Below are 23,457 nucleotides of genomic sequence, written 5' to 3'. Positions count from 1 at the left end.
AACTTCCCGGACGCTCCCCAACGGTCGGGTCTCGACCACTTGACCAGGTGTCGCATTCCCCGTACCGTCACGCTCCGTAGCGATCGACGGGAGAACCCCGAGCAGCACTGGGAGTGTCCGAATGCCCTCTGAATACGCCAAGTCTCTGGGCGCCCGCCTGCGCTCCATCCGCCAGCAGCAGGGTCTCTCCCTGCAGGGTGTGGAGGAGAAGTCGAATGGGCGGTGGAAGGCCGTGGTGGTCGGCTCGTACGAGCGCGGCGACCGGGCCGTGACGGTGTCCCGTCTGGCCGAGTTGGCCGAGTTCTACCGTGTCCCCGTCTCGGAGCTGCTGCCTGACGGCAGTGGTGTCCGTCACGAGCCCACCAGCAAGATCGTCCTGGACCTGGAGCGGCTCTACGACGAGGCCTCCGAGGACCTGGCCTACGTTGCCCGCTACGCGCGTGCCATCCAGCAGCAGCGTGGTGACTACAACGGCCGGGTGCTCTCCATCCGCGCCGACGACCTGCGGGCGCTCGCGATCGTCTACGACGCCTCACCGTCGGGGCTGATCGAGCGGCTCACCGAGCACGGTGTGCTGGTGGCCGACCCGCGGGCGTTCTTCGCCTCCTGAGCTGTCGCTGTACCGAAAGGGCCCGTGCCGATCGGCACGGGCCCTTTCGTGTTACGACGTGCGGTGCGACGGTCAGCGGGTGGCGTACTCGGCGATCCGGCCGAGCACCCCGTTGAGGAAGCGCGGCGAATCGTCTGTCGACATCTGCCGGGCCAGCTCCACGGCCTCACTGATCGCCACCGCGTCGTCGATCTCGTCGACGTAGAGCAACTCGTAGACGGCGATCCGGGCCAGATTACGGTCGACGACCGGCATCCGTTCCAGCGTCCAACCCTCGGCGTAGCTGGCGATCAGCTCGTCGATCCGGTTGAGGTGCTCGGCGACGCCCTCGACCAGGCCGACCGCGTAGCCCAGGTGCTCCGGTCGGGGCTGCTCGATCCGCTGCACGTAGCCGGCCAGCACCTCCACCGGAGGCTTGTCCCGCAGGTCGGCCTCGTAGAGGACATCCAGCGCCCGCTTGCGCGCCTTGCGGCGCGCCGGCATCTGCTGCTTGGAACCCTCAGCCATCAGGCGCGGCCGAGGTAACGGCCGTCGCGGGTGTCGACCTTGATCTTCTCACCGGTGGTGATGAACAGCGGCACCGGCACGGTGGCGCCGGTCTCCACCGTCGCCGGCTTGGTGCCGCCGGTCGAGCGATCGCCCTGCAGGCCCGGCTCGGTGTAGGTGACCTCCAGCACGACACTGGTGGGCAGCTCGATGTAGAGCGGCACACCCTCGTGCTGGGCGACTGTCGCCTCCGCCTCGGGCAGCAGGTAGTTGGCTGCCTCGCCGACCGTGCCGCCGAGCACGGTGATCTGGTCGAACGTCTCCAGATCCATGAAGACGAAGTCCTCACCGTCGGCGTACAGGTACTGCATCGTGCGCTTGTCCACGGTCGCGGTTTCGACCTTGGTGCCCGCGTTGAAGGTCTTGTCGACCACCTTCCCGGACAGCACGTTCTTCAGCGTGGTGCGCACGAAGGCACCACCCTTACCGGGCTTGACGTGCTGGAACTCGACGACGGCCCAGAGCTCGCCGTCAAGGTTGAGTACCAGGCCGTTTTTGAGGTCGTTGGTGGAGGCCATTTCCTGCCTTGATCATCAATTGGCGGACAGACCTGGGAAGTCTACTCTCCGCGCCGGAGGTTGGCCGCCACCGTCTCGGCACCGACGGCCTCGCCCGGGTGCGGCACCCTCCGTACCCGCCTGGACAGACCCCACCCACACCGCCCACACCCTTTGCTCTGCACCCGCCGAGGCGACGGTCACGATGAGTGCCGTCCTGGTCTCGACCGCCGCGGGCATCGTCGGGCGAAAGCGCAGTTCAGTCGGGGTGGTGCAGATAGGGCAGCAGAGCAAAGGGAGGCGGTGGGTCGGGATCGACCGGGGCCGTCGCCACTCAGTGTGAGATCAGGGAAACAGGAGTACGTGCGAAGCCGCCGTGACGGTCCGCTGTCAGCTGCCGTCGCCTGGCGCAGCCAAATCCAGCGCAGCCAGATCCAGCGCAGCCAGATGATGCAGAGCGAGGCGGTAGCCGTCCACGCCGAGCCCACAGATCACCCCGGTCGCCACCGCGGACACCACCGAGTGGTGCCGGAACTCCTCGCGGGCATGGATGTTGGACAGGTGCACCTCCACCAGCGGCCCCCGCAGCATGGCGCACGCGTCCCGCACAGCGTACGAGTAGTGCGACCAGGCGGCCGGGTTGAGCACCACGGCGACGCCCTCGTCAGCGGCGGCGTGCAGCCAGCCGAGCAACTCGTGCTCGGCGTCGGTCTGGCGGACCGTCACGTCCAGCCCCAACTCCCGGCCGGTGCTCTCGCAGAGCGCCACCAGATCGGCGTAGGTTGTCGAGCCGTACACCGCCGGCTCCCGGGTGCCCAACCGGCCCAGGTTCGGCCCGTTGAGGACGTACACCCTCACGAGGCGGACACCTCCCGGTAGGCGGCCTCCAGCAGCGCGTCGTCCGGGCCCTCCAACATCGCCGGGCGGGCCAGCCCGTCGAGCACCACGAAGCGCAGTCGGCTGCCCCGTGCCTTCTTGTCCACCCGCATCGCGGCCAGCAGCCGCGGCCAGGCGTCGGCCGGGTAGCTCACCGGCAGGCCCAGCGTGCTCAACGTGGCCCGGTGCCGGTCGGCGGTCGGCGCGTCCAGCCGGCCCGCGAGCCGGGCCAGCGCGGCCGCGTAGACCAGACCGACCGCGACGGCGTGACCGTGGCGCCAGCGGTAGCCCTCGTTCTGCTCGATCGCGTGGGCGAGGGTGTGGCCGTAGTTGAGCACCTCCCGTACGCCCGACTCACGCAGGTCGCCCGCGACCACGTCGGCCTTGACCCGGATCGCCCGCTCGATCAGCTCCCGCGTCGCCGGCCCGCGCACGTCGGTGGCGGCCACCGGGTCGCGCTCGACGAGGTCCAGGATCGCCGGATCGGCGATGAACCCGCACTTGACCACCTCGGCGAGCCCGGCCGCCAGGTCGACCGCGGGCAGGCTGTCCAGGGTGGCCAGGTCCGCCAGCACACCGACCGGCGGGTGGAAGGCGCCCACCAGGTTCTTGCCGGCGGCCGTGTTGATGCCGGTCTTGCCGCCCACCGCCGCGTCCACCATGCCCAACAGCGAGGTCGCCACCGGCACCCAGCGCACCCCGCGCAACCAGCAGGCCGCGACGAAGCCGGCCAGGTCGGTGACCGCGCCGCCGCCCACCCCGACCACCGCGTCGGTACGGGTGAAGCCGGCCGCCCCGAGCCGGTCCCAACAGGCGGCGGCCACGTCGATCTGTTTGCCCGACTCGGCGTCGGGCACCTCGATCGGCAACGGCTCGACGCCGGCCGCGCGCAGTCGCTCGCCGAGCGCGTCCGCGAGAGCCTTCAGCGGGGGCGTGTGCAGCACCGCCGCCCGGGTCGCGCCGGGCAGCAGGCCGGGCAACGCGCCCAGCAGGTCACGTCCCACCAACACGTCGTACGGCCGATCGCCGCCGACCGGAATCCGGGTCACCTCGTCCATCGCCGGCAGCCTAGTCGAGCGGACGGCGCGGCAACGGCGTCTGCCCACCTGCTGGTCGGGTCGCCCAGTCGGCGAGCAGGCGGGCGTGCTCGGCCACCGCGGCACGCAGTGCCTCCGGGTGCCGCACGGTGAACGGACAACCCATCCCGGCGAGCAGCGCGGCCATGCCGGGCAGGCTCTCCGCCCGGGCCCGCAGCAGCACCCCGTCGGTGGTGGCGGTCAACTCCGCCACGCTGGGCGGGATGCGGCGCTGGGCGGCGACCAGGTCGGTCTCCAGCAGCACCTCGACCTCGTGCGTGTACGGCACGCCGGCCAGCGACCTGGTCACCCGGGCCACCGGGTCGAAGCCGTCCGGCACGGTGAACGTCGCCGACGTGGGGGTCACGGTGCCGATCCGGTCCAGCCGGAAGGTGCGGACCTCCCCGCGTCGGTGGTCGTGGCCGGTGACGTACCAGCGGCCGGCGTGGAAGACCAGCCCGTACGGGTCGAGCTCACGGCGCGACTGCTCGCCCCGCCAGGAGCGGTAGTCCAGTGCCACCCGCTGCCGGTGCCGGGTGGCGGCGGCCAGGGTGAGCAGGGTGCCCGACGCCGGCCCCCGTTCCGGCTCCGTGCGCCGCAGGGTGAACCCGAGGTGTTCCTGCACGGCGGTCAGCCGGTCGGCCAGCGGCACCGGCAACACCCGGCGGATCTTGGCCAGCGCGGTGGCGGTGCCCGGCAGCTCGGTGGCCAGCCCGACCCGTTCGGCGACGACCAGGCCGAGCAGCACCGCCAGCGCCTCGTCGTCGGTGAGCATCAGTGGCGGCAGCTTGTAGCCGGAGTGCAGCCGGTAGCCGCCGTAGCGGCCCCGGTCGGCGATGACGGGGATGCCCAACTCCACAAGGGTGGCGGCGTACCGGCGCACGGTCCGCTCGTCCACGCCGAGCAGGCCGGCGAGCTCGACGGCCGTCGACCGGTGCCGGGTCTGCAGCAGTTCGAGCAGGGCCAGCACCCGGCCGGCGGGATGTGACACAGAGCACTCCTTCAAACCGGGCGGATTCTGTCCGGTTGCGATCGTACGGTCATTCCGGTAGCCGAGAGAAGGAGCGACAGATGGCGACGTTCGTGCTGGTACCGGGGTTCTGGTTGGGCGCCTGGGCGTGGCGGGAGGTGACCTCGGCGCTGCGCGCGCAGGGGCACGAGGTCCACCCGATGACACTGACCGGGGTGGCCGAACGCCACCATCTCGCCGGGCCGGAGATCGGCCTGGAGACGCACACCACCGACATCGTCCGGCTGATCGAGGTCGAGGATCTGCGCGACGTGCTGCTGGTCGGCCACTCGGGCGGCGGGATGCCGGCAGCCCAGGCGGCGGACCGCATCCCGGACCGGATCGGCCGGGTGATCTATGTGGAGAGTGGGCCGTTGCCGGACGGCGTCGCGCAGTTCGACACGCTGCCACCGGAGGAGCAGCAGCGGCTACGCGCCGCGATCGGCACCGGTCACCTGCTGCCGCCGCCAGCGTGGGACCCGGCTGCCGACCCCACCAACCTGGCCGGTCTGGACGAGCCGACGCTGGCCCTGCTGCGGGCCCGGGCCACCCCGCAGCCGCTGGCGGCGGCCACCGACCCGGTGCGTCGCACCGGTGGGCGCCCGGTGCCGACCGCGCTGGTCGCCAGCACCTTCCCGCTCAGCGTGGTGCGGCAGCTGATCGGCGAGGGGCACCCGTTCTTCACCGGGTTGGCCGACGGGCAGCTGTTCGAGCTGCCCACCGGGCACTGGCCGATGCTCAGCGAGCCGAAGGCCCTGGCCGAGTTGCTCGACGCCGCCGCCCGAGGCTGAGCAACCCCCCGGCAGGGCCCGGTGGCGTCAGTGGGGGAGCACGGCGGCTACCTCGGCGACCACCTGCGCCGGGGCCTTGCCGTCGGTGACCACCGTCTCGGTCGCCACCTCGACGTAGAGGGGCCGGCGCTGGTCCAACAGGTGCTTGAGCGTGGCCCTCGGGTTGATCGCCAGCAGCGGCCGGCCAGCGCCGAGCCCGACGCGCTTCACCGCGTCCGGCAACTCGACCGAGAGGTACACCACCCGGTGCCCGACCAGGGCGGCCCGGGTCTCCTCGGCCAGCACCGCGCCGCCGCCGAGGGCGAGCACACCGGTGCCGGAGGCCAGCCCCGCGGCCACCGCGGCCCGCTCCAGGGTACGGAAGTGGGCCTCGCCCTCGTCGATGAAGATCTCCGGGATCGGTTTGCCGGCCAACTGTTCGATGTCGAGGTCGGTGTCGCGGAACTCCACCCCGAGGGTGCCGGCGAGCGCCCGGCCCACGGTGGTCTTGCCACAGCCCGGCGCGCCGACCAGCACGACGACCGGTGCCATCAGCGGATCACCAGGGCGTCGAGGTAGGCGGCGAGGTTGCGGCGGATCTCGGCGATCGAGTCGCCGCCGAACTTCTCGGTGGCCGCCTCGGCGAGCACCAGCGCCACCATCGCCTCGGCGACCACCGCCGCGGCGGGCACCGCGCAGACGTCGGAACGCTGGTTGATCGCGGTGGCCGGCTCGCCGGTGGTGATGTCCACGGTCGCCAGCGCCCGGTTCAGTGAGGAGATCGGCTTCATCGCGGCACGGACTCGCAGCGGCTCACCGGTGGTGATGCCACCCTCCAGCCCGCCGGCCCGGTCGGTGACCCGGCGGACACCGGTCGCCGACGGAATGATCTCGTCGTGCGCCTCCGAGCCCCGGGACCGGGCCTGCTGCCAGCCGTCGCCGATCTCCACGCCCTTGATGGCCTGGATGGACATCAGCGCGGTGGCCAGTCGGGCGTCGAGCTTGCGGTCCCACTGCACGTGGCTGCCCAACCCCGGCGGCACCCCGTACGCCAGCACCTCGACCACACCCCCGAGCGTGTCGGCGGCCTTCTTCGCGGCGTCGACCTCGGCGACCATGAGGGCGCTGGCCTCCGGGTCGAGGCAGCGCAGCGGGTCCGCGTCGATGCGGTCGGCATCGGACGGGACGGGACGCAGCCCGGGCTTCGCGGCCACCGGGCCCAGCTCGATGACGTGCGAGACGATCTCGATGCCGAGCGCCTGTCGGATCAGCGCCTTGGCGACCGCGCCGACGGCCACCCGGGCGGCGGTCTCCCGGGCGCTGGCGCGTTCCAGGATCGGCCGGGCGTCGGTGTGGCCGTACTTCTGCATGCCGGCCAGGTCGGCGTGGCCCGGCCGGGGGCGGGTCAGCGGGGCGTTGCGGGCCTGCCGGGCCAGCTCGTCGGGGTCGACCGGGTCGGCGGCCATGACGGTCTGCCACTTCGGCCACTCGGAGTTGCCGACCCGGATCGCCACCGGGCTGCCCAGGGTGACACCGTGGCGCAGGCCGCCGAGCACCTCGATCTCGTCCCGCTCGAACGACATCCGCGCACCCCGGCCGTAGCCCAGTCGCCGGCGGGCCAGCTCGTCGGCGATCACGGTGGTGGTCACCTCGATGCCGGCCGGCACCCCCTCCATCATCGCGACAAGGGCGGGACCGTGCGATTCACCTGCAGTCAGCCAACGCAACACAGCGATCAGTCTGTCACGGCGCGCCACCGACCCGGCACGCTGCCCACCGCGTCCCGCCCTGCGGACGCCGGTGCCCGGTCGCCCGGGCACCGGCGGCAGGTCAGATCCCCCGGCCCCGCTTGTGCAGGGTGCGCAGCACCGCGTCGGCCCGGACCACCCGACCGGCGACGGCGAGGGCCAGATAGGCGCGCGGCTCGCGGGGATTACTCCGCAGGGTGCGCCGGGCCCAGCGCAGCGCGCCCCGACGGTCGCCGGACGCGGCCTGGGCGAACGCGATCTGCCCGGTCACCCGGGCCGCACCGGCCGGTTGGCTGTCGAACTCGGGGTAGCGCCGCAACAGCCACTGCAACGCCTCGGAGATGGTGTCCCAGCGCTGTGAGAAGTACGAGCGCTTGTGCCAGCGCACCAGCACCGAGGGTGTCCGCAGGTTGATCAGCGGCGCGCTGCGTGCGGCCCGGAGCAGGAACTCGTAGTCCTCCGCGTAGCTGCCCGGGATCTCCTCGTCGACAAGCCCGAACCCGTCCCGCAGCGCGCTGGCGCGCATCAGGAAGGTCGACGGGTGCAGCTCCGTCAACCGGTCACGCAGCAGGTCGTCCAGGGTGATCCGGTCCATGTCCAGCACCCGGTCGACGGTGTGCCCGTCATAGCTGACCCGGATGCCGCAACAGACGAACTCGGCACCCGGATCGGCGGCCAACGCGTCGACCTGCACGGCCAGCTTGCCGGCCAGCCACTCGTCGTCGTCGTCGCAGAACGCGACAAGCTCACCCTCGGCGGCGAGGGTGCCGCTGTTGCGGGCGCCGGCCAACCCCGGGGTACGGGTGTTGCCGAGCACCCGCACCGCGCGGGCCGGGCCGTCCCCCAGCTCGGTCAGCGACTCGTCCGGCACGGACCTGTCGAACACCACCACGACCTCGATCCGGCCCGGGTACTCCTGCGCCAGGATCGCGCGCACCGCGGACCGCAGCAGCTCGGGGCGGTCCCGGGTGGGCACCACGACGCTGACGCTCGGCTGGTGGGTCATCGGATCTCCTTCGCACCCCGGCGCGGCCGGGACCAGGCCCGCCGCCGGTGTGGGCGCGGGGTCGAACGGGCCACCAGCTCGTCGACGATCCGCCCGACCCGGGCCACCGCCGCCCGTCGTGCCTCGTGCGCCGCCGGGTCGGCGGCCACCGCGTACCGGGACGGGTCGGCCAGCCCCTCGGCCAACGCGTCGTGCAGCGCCTCCCGGGTCTCGCAGAGGGCCACCAGGCCGGCGGCGCCGAGCCGGCGGGCGAAGAGGAGCTGGTGGTCGTCGACGTGCTCGCCGCGGGCCGGGTCGCGGGGCACCACGATGGGCAGGTGGCCGTGCCGGCGTGCCTCCAGGATGGTCGCCGGGCCGCCGTGACAGACCACCAGGTCGGCCTCGTCCATCGCCTGTTGCAGCGCGTCGTGACCGAGGAACGCCACCGCGCCGGGCAGGTGCGGAGCGGTGGTGTGCCCGTGTTGCAGCGTCAGCCCGATCGGGTCACCTGCCTGCTGGTGCCACTGCGCCAGCCAGTCGACGAGCCGGTCGAAGGGGTGCTTGTCGGTGCCGACCGCGACCAGCAGCCGGAGCTGGCCGGCCGGGGTGTCGCGCTGGCGCGACAGCCGGGCCTCCTCGTCGGACGACCGGGGTTGCGGACGCCGGGCGGTGCCGGCCTCCCCGGTCACAGGAGCGTCCCGACGACAGTCGCCTCGGGATACTGCCGGCGCTGTTCGTCCCACTGCACGAGCATCGCGGACAGGAACGGCCGGCAGAGCCGGGCGGTGAGCGTCGGGGTGTCGATCCGGTCGTACACCTCGATGTAGACGGTCGGGATGCGCCAGAGCCGGGCCAGCACCACGAACGGCACCGCCACCCCGGCGCCGGTGGTGACCACCGCGGCGACCCGCCGTGCCCGCAGCACCCGCCAGGCCAACCGTGCGTTGCGCAGCAGGTTCGGTACGTTGCGGGTGGTCGGGTGGTGCGCAGGCACCAGATCCTCGCCGGTCAGCAGGGACACTGCCTCCGGTGTGTCGAAGGTGACCCAGCAGCGCCGCCACTGTTCGTACCAGGGCCGCAGGGCGAGTAGTTGGGCCAGATGGCCACCGCTGGAGCCGACCAGCAGGAGCACTGGCGCGGCATCGTCGTCGTTCTTCGTGTCCACGCGACTCCCCACAAGTTCGCTTGGAATTCCAGTTCACGCCACGCAGAAGCAGATCACACGTTCTGTGGTCGTTGAATAGCGTGATCGGACGAGACATCGATCTCCATGTCGGACGGTCCTGCACGTCGAACGTCCGAACTTCATCGATCGTCATCACCACCTGCGTTTTTGTCGTCACTCTGCGGCGCCACCGGCACCGCGATTCCTCCGGATCAGCCGCTATGTCTTTTCTCGATGACGTCCAAGAGTGCGGGATGCAGCGCGGCGTTCCAGCCCGCGCCCGCGTCGGCCAGCCGCCAGGTCCGCAACCACATCTCCACCAGGTACGCGTCGGCGACCAGCCGGCGCTGTGCCGCGCCAAGGCCGAGTCGGCCGCCGTGCCGGTCCAGGTACGTGTCGACGGCCGACGCCGCGACGGCCGCCGACTCGCCCCGCAGCACCAGGGCTCGTTGGAACGCGTCGTGCGCCAGGTCGAAGCCGACCGGCACGTCCGCCGCGCTGTGCTCCCAGTCCCAGGCGACCAACCCGCCGTCGTGCTGGCCCAGGTTCCACGGCACCCAGTCACCATGCCAGTGGCCGAACTCGACAGCTGTGTCGCCGTGCCGGCGAGCCAGCGCGGCGACCGCGGCCACCGCCCGCGCACCGCTCTCCCCGGCCGCGGCGGCCCGGTCGGCCTGCCCGGCCAGCTGGGACAGGAAGGTCGACCCGGCGAGTGTTCGGGGCGGGTCCGCCGGGCCGCCGCGTCGGGCGACCGCGAGCAGCGCCGCGATCCGGGGGGCGTCGTCGACCGGCACGCCGCGTACCGCCGGGGGCAGCGGCTCGATCACCGCGACCACCTGGCCCGCCCACGTCGTCTCGGTGAGCAGCCTCGGCGGCGTCGGGTGGTCGGCGACGCCGGCCACCGCGCCCAACGCGCGCAGCGCCGCCGCCTCGGCGGTGACCAACGCGCGGGTCGCGTCGTTCCAGCCGATCTTCGCGTAGCCGCGCGGTCGGCCGTCAGCGCTGAAGAGTTGCAGGGTGGGCTTGACGTTCGGGTCGGGTGGTCGGACCCCGCACGCGGCCAGCAGCGGCGTGCCGCCCAACTCGGCCGCGAGTCGCTCGGTCAGCAGCAACTCCGCGGCCACCGCCCCGGCGGGCACCGAGACGGTCAACGTCGGAAAGGGCGCGAGCCCCACCGCACCGAGCCGGGCCAGCCCGCCGAGCACCGCCCGCAACGCGCGCACCTTCGGTGGTCGCAGGGCGTTGTACGCCAGCAGCGACGCCGCCCCGGCCGCGGGCGCGCCCAACGGCACCAGGAACCGGGCCCGGGCGACCGACGGCACCACCGCGTACCGGGCCACCGCCCGGTGACCGGGCGGTGCGCCACCGCCCACGGTCAGGTTGACCCGCTCGTCGGGGAAGACCGCGCGACTCACCCAGCCCAGGCCGTCCACCCGCGACCGCGGGTCCGTGGCCGAGCCGACCCGTGTCGTCACGCCGGCCGGTCCGCCCAGTCGAGGTCCAGCCCGAGCCGCTGGCGCAGCGCGTCGTTGTGCGGCCGGTAGTAGTCGGTCAGCTCCGCGCGCACCGCCGGCTCCAGCGGCGCCGAGCGCCGGTCGTTGTAGACCTTGAAGTGCGGCAGGTCGTACGCGGGCAGCCCGAGGAAGTCGAGGGTGCGCCGGTAGGTCGCGCGGGAGTCCCGGTAGAGGTCCTCACTGGGCAGGAAGAGGATCTGCTGCCTGTCGAAACGCTCCAACCACGGCTCCAGGTGCTCCAGGTAGCGCCCCCGGGCCCGGTACGTGTACCAGTCGTACGCCTCGCTGAACGACTCCGGCTCGGCGATCAACCGTTCCCGCTCCCCCGCCGTCCGCTCCGGCTCGGCAGCCAGCGCGTCGGCGAAGTCCAGCGGCTCGATGCCGTGCGTGCGGCGCTCCTTCCAGTGCGAGTACGCCCGCTCCACCGGGTCGCGCAGGAGCACGATCAGCTTCACCGCCGGCAGCAGCGCGGCGACCCGCTGGGCGGCGAGCGGGTGGAACATGTACAGCGGTGCGGCCTCGCCGACCCGGACCGGCCCGCCGTGCCGCTTGGACAGGGCGTCACGGTGGCGCTGCGTCGGGAAGTGCGAGCGGTACCACGCCTCGCCGCGCCCCCAGTGCTCCTCGAAGTAGTGCGCCGACTTGGTGTTCCAGGCCGGAAAGAGGCGGGGCACCAGCGGGTGCTGGATGAGGTAGTTCCACAGGGAGGTGGTGCCGCCCCGTTTCGTGCCGATGATCAGGAAGTCCGGCAGGGGCCGCCGGTCACTCGTGCGGACCCCGTAGTCCACCAGGGACTCCTTCACCCGCACGGTCACCTGGGTCGGGACCAACTGCTTGACCCGGTCACGGATGGACGCCACGACGGACCTCACCTGCCTCTCGTCGATACCGGGCCGGGGTCGGCGGCCACGGCCGCGTCGTCCCGTCCACGGACCTGCCTCATGGTCCTCCGGATGCCGGCGCGCACCCGGGGCAACGTCAACATGCCGACGCAGCCGGCCAGCAGTACACCCAGCGCCACCGCCAGGCCCGGTAGGCCGCGTCCGCCCGCCAGCACACCGGCACCGGCGGCCAGGCCCACCCCGGTGGCCGTGGCCACCGCGGCACGCACCGTCGCGGCGTCGAACAGCGGCTCCCGGACCACCGCCCGGGCGAACCCGGCGGCGGTGAGGTTCTCGGTGGCGATGCCCGCGGCCCAGGCCACCGCGGCGCCCGTGGCGCCGTGACCGGGGATCAGCCACAGGCCCAGCGAGACGGTCACCGTCAACCCGGCCACGGTGGCCACCAGGTGCAGACCACTGCGCCCGCCCATCAGCAGCAGGCTCTGCACGTTGCCGACCCCGGTGTTGACGAGCATCGCCAGCGCGAGCACTGTCATCGCCGGCACACCGGCGGTGAACTCCGGCCCGAACAACTGGAGGAAGGCCAACGCGAACACCGCCAGCAGCAGGTACACCGGCCAGGACAGCACCAGACCCCAGACGGTCAGTTGCCGGTGCACGGCGGCCGCCGCGGCCCGCTCGCCGCGCCCGAGCAGCCGGGACAACTGCGGCGACACCGCCACCCGCAACCCCTGCATGGCGAGTTGGCCGGCCAGCACGTACCGGCCGACCGCGCCGAACACGCCGGCGTCCGCCGGCCCGGCCAACACCGAGGTGAGCAGCACACCCACCCACATGCTGCCCGCGTCGATGGCCGCCGACGCGGCCCGGGGCAACGCGAAGCGCCAGAACGTCGACCAGTCGCTCGGGCTCGGCCGCAGCACCGCGCCCCGGCGCAGCCCGAGCGGACCGGCCACGAGGACGAGGCAGACCAGCAGCGCCAACGCCGCCGGCACCAACCAGCCGGTCATGCCGGCGAGCAGACCTCCGCCGGCCAGCGCGGCCGCGCCGACCAGCACCGGCCGGGCGACCGGCAGCAGGAGGAACTGCACCCCGACGTACGCCCGGATGGACCGCACACAGCGCAACGCGGCCAGCAGGAGGGTCATGGCGACCACCACCGGCACCGCCGCGAACGTGACGGTGAGCAGCGCCTCGGCGGCCGTACCGGAGCCACGCAACAGCCGGGGCGCGAGCGCGTCGGCGGCCAGCACGCCGGCTCCGGCGACCACGAACCCGGCCAGCAGCGGCGGGATCAGCGCCACCGGAAGCACCCGGGCCGCGTCCCCGCGCGCGCCGGTGGTACGGCGGGGCAGCGACCACATCAGGCCGGTCTCCGCGCCGAGGGTGCAGATCGCGGTGGCCACGGTGACCACCCCGATCGCCGCGAAGAACGCGCCCGCGCCAGCCGTGCCGTACCCCCGGGTGATCACCACGGCCAGCACGAAGCCAAACAGGCCGCTGGTGGCCGCGCCGAGCAGCCCGGCCACGCCACTGCGCGCGCTGCGTCGGGTCTCGGTCGCGCCCGCGTCCGCGCCCGCGTCCGGCTGGTCCGGACCGGCGGGCACCGGCGTCGGGTGTTCCGGGTCGGCCGGCGGTCGGGTCGCGGCGGTCATGCCGGCACCGCCACGGCGGGTGCCGGCCACCCGGCCACCCGGGGCGGCCCGGTCGCGCGTTCCCGTTCGGTGAGCGCCATCGCGAACCCGACCGCGAAGAACGCGACAGCCAGGTTCTGGTTCGCCATGCCGTAGAACGGGACCTGCACCAGGCAGACCACCGGCACCACCGACAGCCACTGCCCGGCCGCCGAGGTCGCCCGCGCGCAGATCACCGCGGCGGCGACGAACCAGGCGAGGAAACAGACGAGCGCTGGTACGCCATGACTGAACAGCACCATCCAGAGCTGCCCCTGGGTGCCGATCGGCGCGTCCGCCGACACGGTGTCGACGTTCACCGGCGCGCCGTAGCCCAACCACGGCGACTCCTGCACCCGGCGGATCACCTCGCTGTAGAGCGAGAGCCGGTCGGTGTTGGTGTCGCTGGAGTCGACCCGCTTGTTGATCAGCTCGGTGATGGGAATGAACAGTGTGGCCAACGCGCCGATCACCACCACGCCGACGATGGACGCGGCCACCCGGACGTTGCCGCGCAGGCTGGCCCGCAGCCCGAGCACCGCCAGCCCGGCGCCGAGGCTGAGGAACATCGCCCGGTTGAGCGTGAGGAACGCCGGCGCGAGCGACAGCGGCAACGACGCGATGAGCGCCCAGCGCAGGAGACCCCGCCGGCGCAGCATCGTGTAGGCCACCACGCAGGGCAGGGTCATGGCGTACGCGCTGCCGTAGTTGTTGGTGTACGCGAACGGCGCGGCCGGCCGGTAGATCGGGTTGAGCGACCGGGCGCTGTACTCCGCCGTGGTCAGGTGAACCATGTCCTGGATGAACGGGGTGCGGGCCACCCCGGCGGGCAGCAGCACCTCCATCGGGGTGGCCATGGCCAGCCGGGGCACCAGCACCCCGAGCCAGCCGAGCGCCACCAGCGCGAACCAGAACGCGCACAGCGGGCTGAGCACCGCCACCAGGCTCGCGCGTTCCCGGGCGGCGACGTAGACGTAGACGCCGACCACCAGCGCGGTCAGGTAGAACGCCAGGCGCAGGGCGAACGTCAGCAGCGAGGCGGGCGACGGCAGTTGGGTGGCGCTGACCACCACGATGGCGAGGAACAGCAGCCAGATCCCGGCCGCCGGCGGCAGCGGCACCCGCCCCCGGGTGAGCAGCAGCGCGAGCAGCACAGCGCCCAGCAGCGGCCAACCGAGGTAGAACGCGCCGAACAGCCACCAGAGCGGCACCAGGCCGAACATCAAGGACAGGGGCCAGAGCGGCAGCCGGGGCGGCACGGGCAGCGGCACCGGGGCGACGGCGACGGGGGCGCCGCCGGGCGGCGGGTCGGTCGCCGGGGCGCGGGTGACCGACACGCTCAGGCCCGGCCGTTTCGGGTGAGCACGAAGCCCAGCGGGGTGACCCCGGCGGCGCGCAGCCGCTCCACCAGGCGTCGCAGGTCGCTCTGCCGGGTGCGGTCCCGCTCGACGATCACCACCGCGCCGCCCTGCCGGGCGACGGCGACGCCGCGCTCGTCGGACTCCGCGGGCGGGGCGTTGAACAGCACCAGGCCGTGGTCCGCGCCCTGTCGCCAGGTGCCGAACCGGACGCTGCCCACCCCGACGCTCACCTCGTCCGGGTCGACGACCCGACCGTTGTCCGGGCGGGCGGACGACACCCGGGGAATCGTCAGCGTGGCGTCCGCGTCGGTGGACGGGCGGGCGCCGGGCGGATGCGGGGAGGGTCGCCGCGGGGCCGCGGCTTCCCCGCCGGCGGCCGGCGCGGGGCTGCCGGCCGGGCGGGGCTTGGGCACCAGCGGTCGGGACGGATCGATGGGCAGCCGTCCCCGGTCGGCGAGCACCGTGGCGCGCAGCCGTTCGGTGCGCCCGCTGTCGTCGGCGACGAAGACCTCGCGGCCGTCGGCGGCGAGCGCCACCGCGAGCCCGGCGGTGAGCGCGGTGGCGTCCTCCCGGGTGCTGAGCAGCGCCACCCGGGCGGGCGGGCGGACCCGCTCGGCGACCGCCATCGCCACGTACCGGACGTCGGCGTCGACCGCCCGGGGGCTGCCCCGGAACGCCGGCCGACGCACGGTGCCGAGCAGCGGCAGACCGGTGGCGTCCCGGCCGTCGGCGACCGAGCGGACCCTCCGGTCGGCGGACTCCCAGGCGTACGCGAGCACGATGCCGATCAGCGCGCCACCGAGCAGGCCGGCAACCAGGTAGAGCGGCCGGTGCCCGGCGGAGGTGGCAAGCGACTTCTCGGCGGTCTGGGTCACCCAGCCGGGGTTGACGTCGACCGCGGCGATCTCGGTACGGGCGGAGTTGAGCTGGGTGAGCTGGTTGTTGATCCCGGCCAGCTCGGCCACCACCGCGTCGCCGGCAGCGGTGCCCTTGACGGTGCTGGCCCGCTTCTGCAGGGCGGCCTGCTGGGCGGCGACCTTGGTGATGCTGGTGTCGTAGGAGCGCAGCATCTCGGCGCGCTGCTGCTCGTACATCGTGCGTCGCACGTCGAGGTAGGCCTGGGCGGCCAGGTTGGCGCTCTGCACGGCCCGCTGCGCGTCGCCCGCCTGGTAGGTGAAGCGCAGGATCTGCCCACCGGTGGGCACCTCGACCTCAAGCGCGCCACGGACGTCCCGTGGGTGCCCGCCGGCCGCGTCGGCGAGCCGCTGCACGACCTCGGTGCCGGTGGCGATGCCGCTCTCCACGTTCATGTTGACCGCCCGGTCGGCACCCGCACCGCTGGGCGTGAACGCGTCGGTCACCACCGGCCGGACCGCCACCACGGCGTTCGCGGTCACCGCCGCCGGCACCAGCAGCACGTAGCCGAGTGCGGCGAGCAGACCGACCAGGGCCACCGCACCGACCAGCCGCAGCCGGTGCATCGGCACCCGCAGCAGGTCGGTCAGTGTCACCGCGCCGGGGGTCGCGGGGGACGGGCCGCCCGTGGGCCAGGAGCCGGGGGTCGTATCAGTCATGGAACTTCTTCACCGTCTGTTGAGGATTGCCGACGACCACGACGCCGGGTGGGACGTCCGCGCGGACCACCGTCGCCGCGCCCACGACGCTGTCCCGGCCGACCCGCACACCCTTGAGCACCAGGGCGTGCGCACCGACCCACACGTTGTCCTCGAGGACGATCGGGGCGCGGGTGGCCGGGCCGGGCGGTGCGTGCCGTTGCGCGGGCGGCAGGTTGTGGAAGTCGTTGTCGAGCAGTTCACAATCCGACAGGAGGCACCGGTCCCCCACCGTCACCGATGTCCAGGTGCCGATCCAGGTGGCGTTGAGCAGACAGTCGGCGCCGACGCGTACCTCACCGGGGCCCGCGAAGCGGACGAGCTTGTTGATGCGGGTGCGGTCGCCGATGGTCACCCGCACGCCACGGCGCAGCCTGATCCGACCACGGATCTCCACGTCCCGACCGAGCGTCAACCGCCGGTAGCGGACCCTGTACCACCCACGTTTGACCGCGAAGACCAGACGCACGGCGCGTCTCATCCGAATGCCAACGGCGCCGAGCAACGAGCCTCCCCCACGTCACGGGGCCGGTGGCGGTGGTGCCCGCCACCGACCCAACGTGAACAATCTACCGACGCTCCGTTACGAACGCTTGACCATCACTGTACGGAGAAGAACGTCGATGGGGTGGACCAGGACAACTCGGGCGTCGCGGCGCTGATGACCGTCGCCGTCGTGCCATCGACCGCCATGCTCGCCGCGAACGTCGGGTCGAACGGCGCACTGCGCAGGGTGCCGTCGGTGCCACCGTAGACGATCCGACCGCCCACCCAGGCCATGCCACGCACTCCGGACCAGGTCACCCCGGTGGTCGGCAGGACGAACTCGGTGGCGCCGAGATAGTTGCCGTCGATCTCGAAGTAGCGGTAGTAGAGATTGTTGGCCCCGGTGCGGGTGTAGTAGAGCCGGCCATCGAGGAAGAAGGCGCCGGTCAACACCGCCGGGTTGTACCAGTCGTTGTAGCCGGACGCCTCCCACGGCGAACCGATCGCACCGCCGTTGTACAGCGAGACGTCGATCCGACTGCCGGTGGGCGTGCCGGCCACCGTGTGCGCCCAGTAGATCCGGTCGTTCACCCGCCACGTCGCGCCGGCCTCGGTGTAGGCGGGCTGGCTGACCGTGGTCGCGGTGCCCAGCGCGGTGCCGTCGAACGGCACCTTCGCCACCGTGCCCGGGCCGGTGTTCAGGTAGAGGTTGCCGGTGGTGGCCGTGGGCGGGTTCATCGGGGCGAAGGTACGTCCGCCGGCAAGCGGGAACATGCCGAGCCGGCCGTGGTACTCCTCGCCCATGCCGTCGGAGTTGTGCCCGAAGTAGAGGCCGTCCGAGCCACGCCAGAGCACCGGCACCGCCGAGCCCCAACTGCTGGTGCCCGCGGGCATCGAGGCGCCGCCGCTGCGGCGCGGATTCCAGTTGACCGGCATCCCGGTGGCCGGGGTGACGGCGGCGATACCGAGCCGGTCCACCGCACCCGGGCCGGCGACGTCGCTGGCGTTCGGGTTGTTCATCCAGCGGAAGTGACCGCCCAGATAGATCACGTTGTCCGCCACCTCGACCGAGGTGATGGTGTCGTTGCCGGTGAAGTCGGCCCAGGTGGCCACGAGGCCGCTGCCCCGCGCCCCGGTCTCGAACCGGACCAGGACGTCGCAGTACGCGGTTGGCCAGCCACCGCCGCCGTTGCTGCCGACGACGAACCAGCTGCCGTCCTCGCCAAACTTCACGTCCTGCACGTAGTGCACGAAGGTCGTCGGCGACGCGCAGGGCGAGGCGTACTTCTCGGTGCTCCAGTCGTGCAGGGTGGGCGTCGCGGAGACGTCCACGAGCGCGATCTGGTTACGCGCCAGGCCGTTGACGAGCGTGAAGTTGCCACCGACGACGAGCGTGTTGCCGTCCGGTGCGACGTCGAGGGTCCAGACGTACGACGTGGTGCCGTGCCGCCCCACGGTGGCGTCGATGACGAAGCTCGGGTCGATCGCGCCGGTGGTCGCGTTGAGCCGGCCGAGACCGACGTGTGCGGTGCCGTTGAGCCAGTTGAAGGCGCCGGCCACGTACAACCAGTTGCCGTGCAGCGCCAGGTCACGGACCGTGCCGCCGTCGGAACGGCCCACCCAGCTGTCGATGATCGCGCCGGTGGCCGGGTCGAGTGCGACCAGGTTCCTGCGGGAGACCCCGTTGACGTTCTTGAAGCTGCCGCCGGCGATCAGCGTGCCGCCGGGACCGGCGACGAGCGTGTTGACCGCGCCGTCGAGCACCGGCAGGAACGTGGTGGACATGGTGCCGGTGATCCGGTCGTACGCGAAGAGGTAGCGCTGCACGACCCACGCGGAGCTGGCGGTCTGCCGGATCTGGGTGAAGCTGCCGCCGACGAAGACCGTGTTGCCCACCTGGGCGAAAGCGCGGGTCTCACCGTCTCGCGCGTGCGGAGTCACATCGGCGGGGTTGGCCGACACCAGGGTCGCCGTCGTCGGGACCGGCACGACCGCGGCCGACGCGGTGGTGGGTACGCCTAGAACTGCGGCGACGATCGCCAACGCGACCATCCCCGCCCTGGTACGACGTCGTCCTGCGAAACGCCACAAGTGCGAGAGTTTGGGCACGCTGCGCCTCCAAGATGGATGAGAACCCGAGGTAGCGTGCCTCGTCCAGCTTGGTCAACGAAATCCGCCGATTGGGCGGTGCATGAATCCGCTAGCCGACAGAACGCCGGCGGATCGGATGTCCGACCCCCGCCGCACGGCGTTCTGTCTGGCGTGCGTCAGTCGTCAGCGGCTCCCCCCGGTAGGCTGCCGCAGGTACGGGTCCTGCCCCGCCTTCGCGAAGCCGGCCACCGCCGCGGCGTCGTGGTTCATCGTCATGTCGCAGGTCGCCGTGCGGCTGGTCATGCCCGCCGAGTTGAAGTAGATGGCGGCCTTGATCTTCGGGTGTTCCTTCAGCGCGGCCGGGAACTCCTGGAACCAGCGCTGCTTGGCGCCCAGGTCGGCGGCGTTGAAGTTGGTGCCGAACTCGGCGAGCATCCGGGGCTTGCCGGCGCCGATGCCGCTGTCGTCCAACCAGTCGTAGAAGCCACCCACGGTCGTGCTCGGGCTCTTCCACACCGTGCTGCCGTTGCAGACGTGGAAGTTGTACGGGTCGTAGGCGACCCAGTCGACGTAGCGGTCACCGGGGTACAGGCCGGCGTAGCGGGAGTAGTGGCCGGACCAGCCCATCATCGTCCAGACCCAGACCGCGTTGGTCGCGCCGGCCTTGGCGAACCGCTCGTAGACGTAGCGCCAGGCACGGACGAAGTCGGCGTCGCTGCCCTTGTTCGGCTCGTCCTCCGGCTCGTGGTCGAAGCCCATGAAGACCGGCACGCCCGCCGCGCGGATGCGGCCCGCCACCGCGTCGATCGTCGCGTCCTGCCGACCACCGTAGACATCCGACCACTTCAGGGTGGTGCCGGCGGAGAAGTCCCGGGACTCCCAGGCGAAGAACATCAACCGGCCCTCACGCATCTGCTGCGTCTCGTACGCGTCCGGGAAGGCACCGTTGCTGCCGGCGTTGGAGAAGTCGTGGTAGCGGTGCACGATGTCGAACTTGCGCCCGACCTGCGCCTCCACATTGGTGACGGCCTTGCCGTGGTCCCAGCCACCGCCCGCCCCCGCCGGCGAGTACATGCCCCACCAGGCGCCGCAGGACGGCACGAGCTTGTCCGACACGGACCCACACCGACCGGACGGCAGGGTACCGCTAGCACTCGGCGTCGCCGTCCGGCTCGGAGCGATGGTGGCCGACGGCTTCGGCGCGGCGGTGGTCGGCGCGGCGCTCGGCGGCGGCGCGGGTTTGGTGGTCGTCACCGGCGACGGCCGGCTGCCGATGTCGTAGCTGATCAGCAGGTTGGGACGCAGGTCCGCGTTACGGTTGTCGGCCGACGCCCAGTAGACCCGACTCTCCAGGCCGCTCTGGGCCAGCGCGACAGTCCAGGTGCCGTTGCCGGTGACCAGCTTGGAGACGTCCCACTCGTTGAAGCCCTTGGACACACCGGACACGCTGTCCAGTACGGCACCGGCCGTCGCCAGCGGCGGCCGTGATTCGCGGGCGCTCAGCGGTGAGGCGTGCGCCGTCACCGTGGCGGGAAACTGCTGCCAGGCGTGCACCCGCAACGTCGCCCGGACGTTGACCGCGGCGGCCGGCACGGTGGTCACCGCGAACTCGATCACCGCCTCGCGGCCACCACGCGGATTGCCGTCGCAGCGCGTCGGGCAGGTCGCCAACGTCGTCTTGGTCGCGTTGTCGCCGTCCTGCGTCACCGCGGTCGCGGTGGTGTCGGCCGCCGCCCGGATCGACAGGTCGTCGCTGGCCAAGATCGGCATCATGGTCGCCACGATGCCGGCCACCACCGATCCGCCGACCACGCCGATGGCGATCGCCTTGCGCCGGGGTCCGGAGCGGAACCGGGTGATGCGGTGCAGTCCGTGCCTGGTCAAGGAAACTCCCTGTGTCTGCGGCCGTAACGGTGAGCAGCGTATCCATGAGCAGGGCACAACGCAGAGAGGACAGTTTCCCGTAAGCGCGTCTTAACCGTCAGCTAAAGAACGCCGCCACTGGTCGCCCGTCGCATCGCTTCCCGCATCGGCTCGACCGGCGCGGTCACGCCGGTGAACTGCTCGAACTGCCCGACCGCCTGGGCCAGCAGGAGGTCCAGACCGGACACCACCCGCAGGCCGGCCGCGGCGGCGGAGGCGGCCAGCGGGGTGGGCCACGGATCGTAGAGCGCGTCGAAGAACACCGCGCCCGACCGCCAGGCCACCGCGTCGGCCAACGGGTCGGCGACTCCCTTCGGCACGGTGGAGACCGCCACGTCGGCGGCGGCGAGGTGTTGGCGGGCGTCGGCCCAGTCGGCGGGGACCAGCTTGACGCCGAGCGCGTCGGCCACCGGCCGTAGCTCGTCGACCGCCGCCGCCCGACGGGCCACCACGGTGACCGAGGTGCCGGCCAGCCGCGCGGCGGCGGCCAGCGCGGCGCGGGCCGTGCCACCCGCGCCGAGCACCGTCACGGCGGCACCGGGAGGCACCCCAGCGTCGGTGAGCACCTGGACCATGCCGGCGACGTCGGTGTTGTCCGCGTACCAGGAGCCACCCGGACGGCGTACCAACGTGTTGGCCGCACCGACGGCGACGGCGACCGGCGACGCGGTGTCGGCCACAGCGAGCGCCGCCTCCTTGCCCGGCATGGTCACCGACAGACCGGCCCACTCCGGGCCCAGGCCGGCGACCAGATCCGGCAGCTCCGCGGCCCCGCACTCGATCCGGGTGTACGACCACCCGGTCAGCCCGGCGGCGGCGTACCCGGCGTTGTGGATCACCGGGGAGAGGGAGTGCGTGATCGGCTTGCCCAGCACCGCGGCCCTACGGGTCGACACGCCCACCGCCGGTTGTCGTCACTCCCTGCCCTCTCGCGTGTGCGCCGGATCGGATGCCGTCAGATGATGCCGGCCTCCCGGGCCTTGGCCTCGTTGCGCTGGTGCTGCTCGTACGTCTCGGCGAACGCCGAGTGGCCCTGCTTGTCGATCGCCACGAAGTAGAGCCACTTGCCTGGCGGCGGGTCCATCGCCCCGACCAGGGCCTGCTTGCCGGGGCTGTTGATCGGGGTCGGGATCATTCCCGGCAGCTTGCGGTTGTACGGGTTCTTCGGGTCGTCCATCTCGGCCGCCGTCATCTGCTTGGACGACTTGGTCGGCTTGCCGATCGACTCCAGGTAGTAGTTGACCGTGACGTCCATCTCCAGGCAGTTGCAGAAGAACTCGCCGTACACCCGGTTGTAGGCGACCCGGGCGACCTTGCCCAGGTCGTCGGCGTTGCCCGCCTCGGCCTGGGCCAGCGACGCCACGATCAGCGCCTCGTACGGGCTGACCTTGCGCTTCTCCTGCACCGTGTCGGCGAACTTCATCTCACCGGTCACCGAGAGGAAGCGGTTCACCATCAGCTTGAGGATGCTCTCGGCGGTGGACTTCGGCGGGATCTCGTAGGTGTCCGGAAAGAGGAAGCCCTCGACGGACTTGACGACCTTCTTGCCGTCGTCGCGCTTGAACCACCAGTCCGGGACGCCGAGCGCCTCCGGGTCCTTCGCGGCGGTCTGGAAGTCCTTCACCGGGATCTTGGTCTTGTCGGACAGCAGCTTGTAGATGTTCAGGCTGGTGCGACCCTCGGGGATCGTCAACCCGTTGACGATCTTGTTCTTCAGGTCGAGCATCGCGGTCACGGCGCTGGCGCCGCTCATCTGTTTACGCAGCTTGTACGTGCCCGGCTGGATGTTCTTGCTGCGGGAGTTGGCCTCGGCCGCCTCGATGAACGCCTTCTGACTCTTCACCACGTCGGCCGTGACGAGGGCGTCGGCCATGTCGGCCAGCAGCGCGCCGTTCTTGATCTCGACGGTGATCTCACCGGAACCGGCACCGTCGTAGTCGGGGGTGACGAAGTAGTTCTGGATGCGGTCGAAGCCGTAGTAGGCACCACCGCCGATGGCACCCAGCAGGACCAGGGCCATCAGCAGTGCCAGGAACGTCTTGCCCCGGCCACCGCCGGACCCGCCGTTGCGCTTGCGGAAGCTGCGCCGGTGCCGGCCCTTCTCCCCCCGCTCCGCCTCGTCGAACCCAAGGTCCAGATCGTCGATCATTACTGCCGCCTCCGCTGCGCGTCCAGCCAGCTCTGCAGGATCTCCACTGCGGCCGCCTGGTCGACAACCGCACGTTGACGTTTACCTCGGACGCCACGCTCGGCAAGCCTACGAGAGGCGACCACGGTCGACATCCTCTCGTCGGTGAGCGTTACCGGAACGGGCGCTATCACATCGACCAGTCGGTCAGCGTACGCCTTCACGTGGACAGCCGCCGGGCCGTGCTTACCGGCGAGATTGACCGGAAGGCCGACGACGACCCCCACGGCCTCGTGCTCGGCCACCAGGGCGGCCAGCTCGGCGAGATCGCTGGGCACCGCATCCGGCGCGGCCGTGAGGTCCCGGGCCAGGGTGACTAGTGGCGTGGCCAGGATTCCGTCCGGGTCGGAGCGGGAGATTCCCACCCGCACCTGACCGACGTCCACCCCGATCCGCACACCACGTGTCAATTCAGACACCGACTGTCACCACCGAGACCGAACGAGCCAGGGCGGACCAGCTGGTCCGCCCTGGCCGACAATGC

General features: G+C 72.1%; 23 protein-coding genes. 2 read left to right on the top strand and 21 right to left on the bottom strand.

Annotated features, from left to right (window positions below; translation table 11 throughout):
- Nucleotides 1-121: 121 nt before the first annotated feature.
- A complete protein-coding gene (locus AB0B14_RS09020) occupies nt 122-610 on the top strand; it encodes a transcriptional regulator (RefSeq protein WP_007458348.1) in 489 nt (162 codons plus the stop codon).
- Between the two features lie 72 nt (nt 611-682).
- On the opposite strand, the gene nusB is transcribed toward AB0B14_RS09020, so the two are convergent.
- From nusB to AB0B14_RS08995, 5 genes are all read right to left on the bottom strand, one after another.
- A complete protein-coding gene (gene nusB, locus AB0B14_RS09015; protein ID WP_184188983.1) occupies nt 683-1,093 on the bottom strand; it encodes a transcription antitermination factor NusB in 411 nt (136 codons plus the stop codon).
- Between the two features lie 23 nt (nt 1,094-1,116).
- Nucleotides 1,117-1,674, bottom strand: coding sequence for an elongation factor P (gene efp, locus AB0B14_RS09010; protein ID WP_210793018.1), 558 nt, complete (start codon nt 1,672-1,674; stop codon nt 1,117-1,119).
- 369 nt (nt 1,675-2,043) lie between these two features.
- On the bottom strand, nt 2,044-2,511 hold the full coding sequence (aroQ, locus tag AB0B14_RS09005; RefSeq protein ID WP_357069326.1) for a type II 3-dehydroquinate dehydratase: 468 nt from the start codon (nt 2,509-2,511) through the stop codon (nt 2,044-2,046).
- Nucleotides 2,508-3,587, bottom strand: a complete 1,080-nt coding sequence (gene aroB / locus AB0B14_RS09000; protein ID WP_357522065.1) for a 3-dehydroquinate synthase — start codon at nt 3,585-3,587, stop codon at nt 2,508-2,510. The genes aroQ and aroB overlap by 4 nt, the downstream gene beginning before the upstream one ends.
- Before the next feature lie 10 nt (nt 3,588-3,597).
- Nucleotides 3,598-4,596: a YafY family protein gene (locus AB0B14_RS08995; protein ID WP_357069322.1), complete on the bottom strand. Its 999-nt coding sequence runs from the start codon at nt 4,594-4,596 to the stop codon at nt 3,598-3,600.
- An 80-nt stretch (nt 4,597-4,676) separates the two neighbouring features.
- On the opposite strand from AB0B14_RS08995, the gene AB0B14_RS08990 reads away from it, so the two are divergent.
- Nucleotides 4,677-5,405 (top strand): alpha/beta hydrolase, encoded by a 729-nt coding sequence (locus AB0B14_RS08990; protein ID WP_357069320.1) that lies wholly within the window; start codon nt 4,677-4,679, stop codon nt 5,403-5,405.
- A 27-nt stretch (nt 5,406-5,432) separates the two neighbouring features.
- On the opposite strand, the gene AB0B14_RS08985 is transcribed toward AB0B14_RS08990, so the two are convergent.
- The 16 genes from AB0B14_RS08985 to ruvX all read right to left on the bottom strand — a co-directional run bounded on the left by AB0B14_RS08985 (nt 5,433) and on the right by ruvX (nt 23,392).
- A complete protein-coding gene (locus AB0B14_RS08985; protein ID WP_357069318.1) occupies nt 5,433-5,936 on the bottom strand; it encodes a shikimate kinase in 504 nt (167 codons plus the stop codon).
- Nucleotides 5,936-7,114, bottom strand: a complete 1,179-nt coding sequence (aroC, locus tag AB0B14_RS08980; protein ID WP_357069316.1) for a chorismate synthase — start codon at nt 7,112-7,114, stop codon at nt 5,936-5,938. The genes AB0B14_RS08985 and aroC overlap by 1 nt, the downstream gene beginning before the upstream one ends.
- Nucleotides 7,115-7,214: 100 nt before the next feature.
- On the bottom strand, nt 7,215-8,138 hold the full coding sequence (locus AB0B14_RS08975) for a glycosyltransferase family 2 protein (protein WP_357522063.1): 924 nt from the start codon (nt 8,136-8,138) through the stop codon (nt 7,215-7,217).
- Nucleotides 8,135-8,704: a glycosyltransferase gene (locus tag AB0B14_RS08970; RefSeq protein WP_357069453.1), complete on the bottom strand. Its 570-nt coding sequence runs from the start codon at nt 8,702-8,704 to the stop codon at nt 8,135-8,137. The genes AB0B14_RS08975 and AB0B14_RS08970 overlap by 4 nt, the downstream gene beginning before the upstream one ends.
- 98 nt (nt 8,705-8,802) lie before the next feature.
- Nucleotides 8,803-9,282: a UDP-N-acetylglucosamine--LPS N-acetylglucosamine transferase gene (locus tag AB0B14_RS08965; protein ID WP_357069312.1), complete on the bottom strand. Its 480-nt coding sequence runs from the start codon at nt 9,280-9,282 to the stop codon at nt 8,803-8,805.
- 212 nt (nt 9,283-9,494) lie between these two features.
- Complete coding sequence (locus AB0B14_RS08960) at nt 9,495-10,757, bottom strand: hypothetical protein (RefSeq protein WP_357522061.1); 1,263 nt, start codon at nt 10,755-10,757, stop codon at nt 9,495-9,497.
- On the bottom strand, nt 10,754-11,656 hold the full coding sequence (locus AB0B14_RS08955; RefSeq protein ID WP_357069308.1) for a sulfotransferase domain-containing protein: 903 nt from the start codon (nt 11,654-11,656) through the stop codon (nt 10,754-10,756). Before AB0B14_RS08955 ends, AB0B14_RS08960 begins: the two co-directional genes overlap by 4 nt.
- Before the next feature lie 8 nt (nt 11,657-11,664).
- On the bottom strand, nt 11,665-13,293 hold the full coding sequence (locus AB0B14_RS08950; protein WP_357522059.1) for a lipopolysaccharide biosynthesis protein: 1,629 nt from the start codon (nt 13,291-13,293) through the stop codon (nt 11,665-11,667).
- On the bottom strand, nt 13,290-14,582 hold the full coding sequence (locus tag AB0B14_RS08945) for an O-antigen ligase family protein (protein ID WP_357522106.1): 1,293 nt from the start codon (nt 14,580-14,582) through the stop codon (nt 13,290-13,292). Before AB0B14_RS08945 ends, AB0B14_RS08950 begins: the two co-directional genes overlap by 4 nt.
- A gap of 68 nt (nt 14,583-14,650) precedes the next feature.
- The gene (locus tag AB0B14_RS08940; RefSeq protein ID WP_357522057.1) at nt 14,651-16,246 is read right to left on the bottom strand and encodes a lipopolysaccharide biosynthesis protein; all 1,596 of its coding nucleotides are present in this window, start codon (nt 16,244-16,246) and stop codon (nt 14,651-14,653) included.
- Nucleotides 16,239-16,766, bottom strand: coding sequence for an acyltransferase (locus tag AB0B14_RS08935; protein ID WP_357522056.1), 528 nt, complete (start codon nt 16,764-16,766; stop codon nt 16,239-16,241). Before AB0B14_RS08935 ends, AB0B14_RS08940 begins: the two co-directional genes overlap by 8 nt.
- Nucleotides 16,767-16,885: 119 nt before the next feature.
- Nucleotides 16,886-18,823 (bottom strand): hypothetical protein, encoded by a 1,938-nt coding sequence (locus AB0B14_RS08930; RefSeq protein ID WP_357522054.1) that lies wholly within the window; start codon nt 18,821-18,823, stop codon nt 16,886-16,888.
- 222 nt (nt 18,824-19,045) lie between these two features.
- Complete coding sequence (locus tag AB0B14_RS08925) at nt 19,046-20,746, bottom strand: glycosyl hydrolase (RefSeq protein ID WP_357069298.1); 1,701 nt, start codon at nt 20,744-20,746, stop codon at nt 19,046-19,048.
- 101 nt (nt 20,747-20,847) lie between these two features.
- Entirely contained in the window at nt 20,848-21,687 is an 840-nt protein-coding gene (locus AB0B14_RS08920) for a shikimate dehydrogenase (protein WP_357522052.1), read from the bottom strand.
- A gap of 53 nt (nt 21,688-21,740) precedes the next feature.
- Entirely contained in the window at nt 21,741-22,934 is a 1,194-nt protein-coding gene (gene mltG / locus AB0B14_RS08915; protein WP_357069294.1) for an endolytic transglycosylase MltG, read from the bottom strand.
- Complete coding sequence (ruvX, locus tag AB0B14_RS08910; RefSeq protein WP_357069292.1) at nt 22,934-23,392, bottom strand: Holliday junction resolvase RuvX; 459 nt, start codon at nt 23,390-23,392, stop codon at nt 22,934-22,936. Before ruvX ends, mltG begins: the two co-directional genes overlap by 1 nt.
- Between the last annotated feature and the right edge of the window lie 65 nt (nt 23,393-23,457).

The organism is Micromonospora sp. NPDC049171 (assembly GCF_040648275.1).
In the GTDB taxonomy this organism is placed as follows: Bacteria; Actinomycetota; Actinomycetes; order Mycobacteriales; family Micromonosporaceae; genus Micromonospora.
This window is presented reverse-complemented; position numbering and strand designations above follow the sequence as displayed.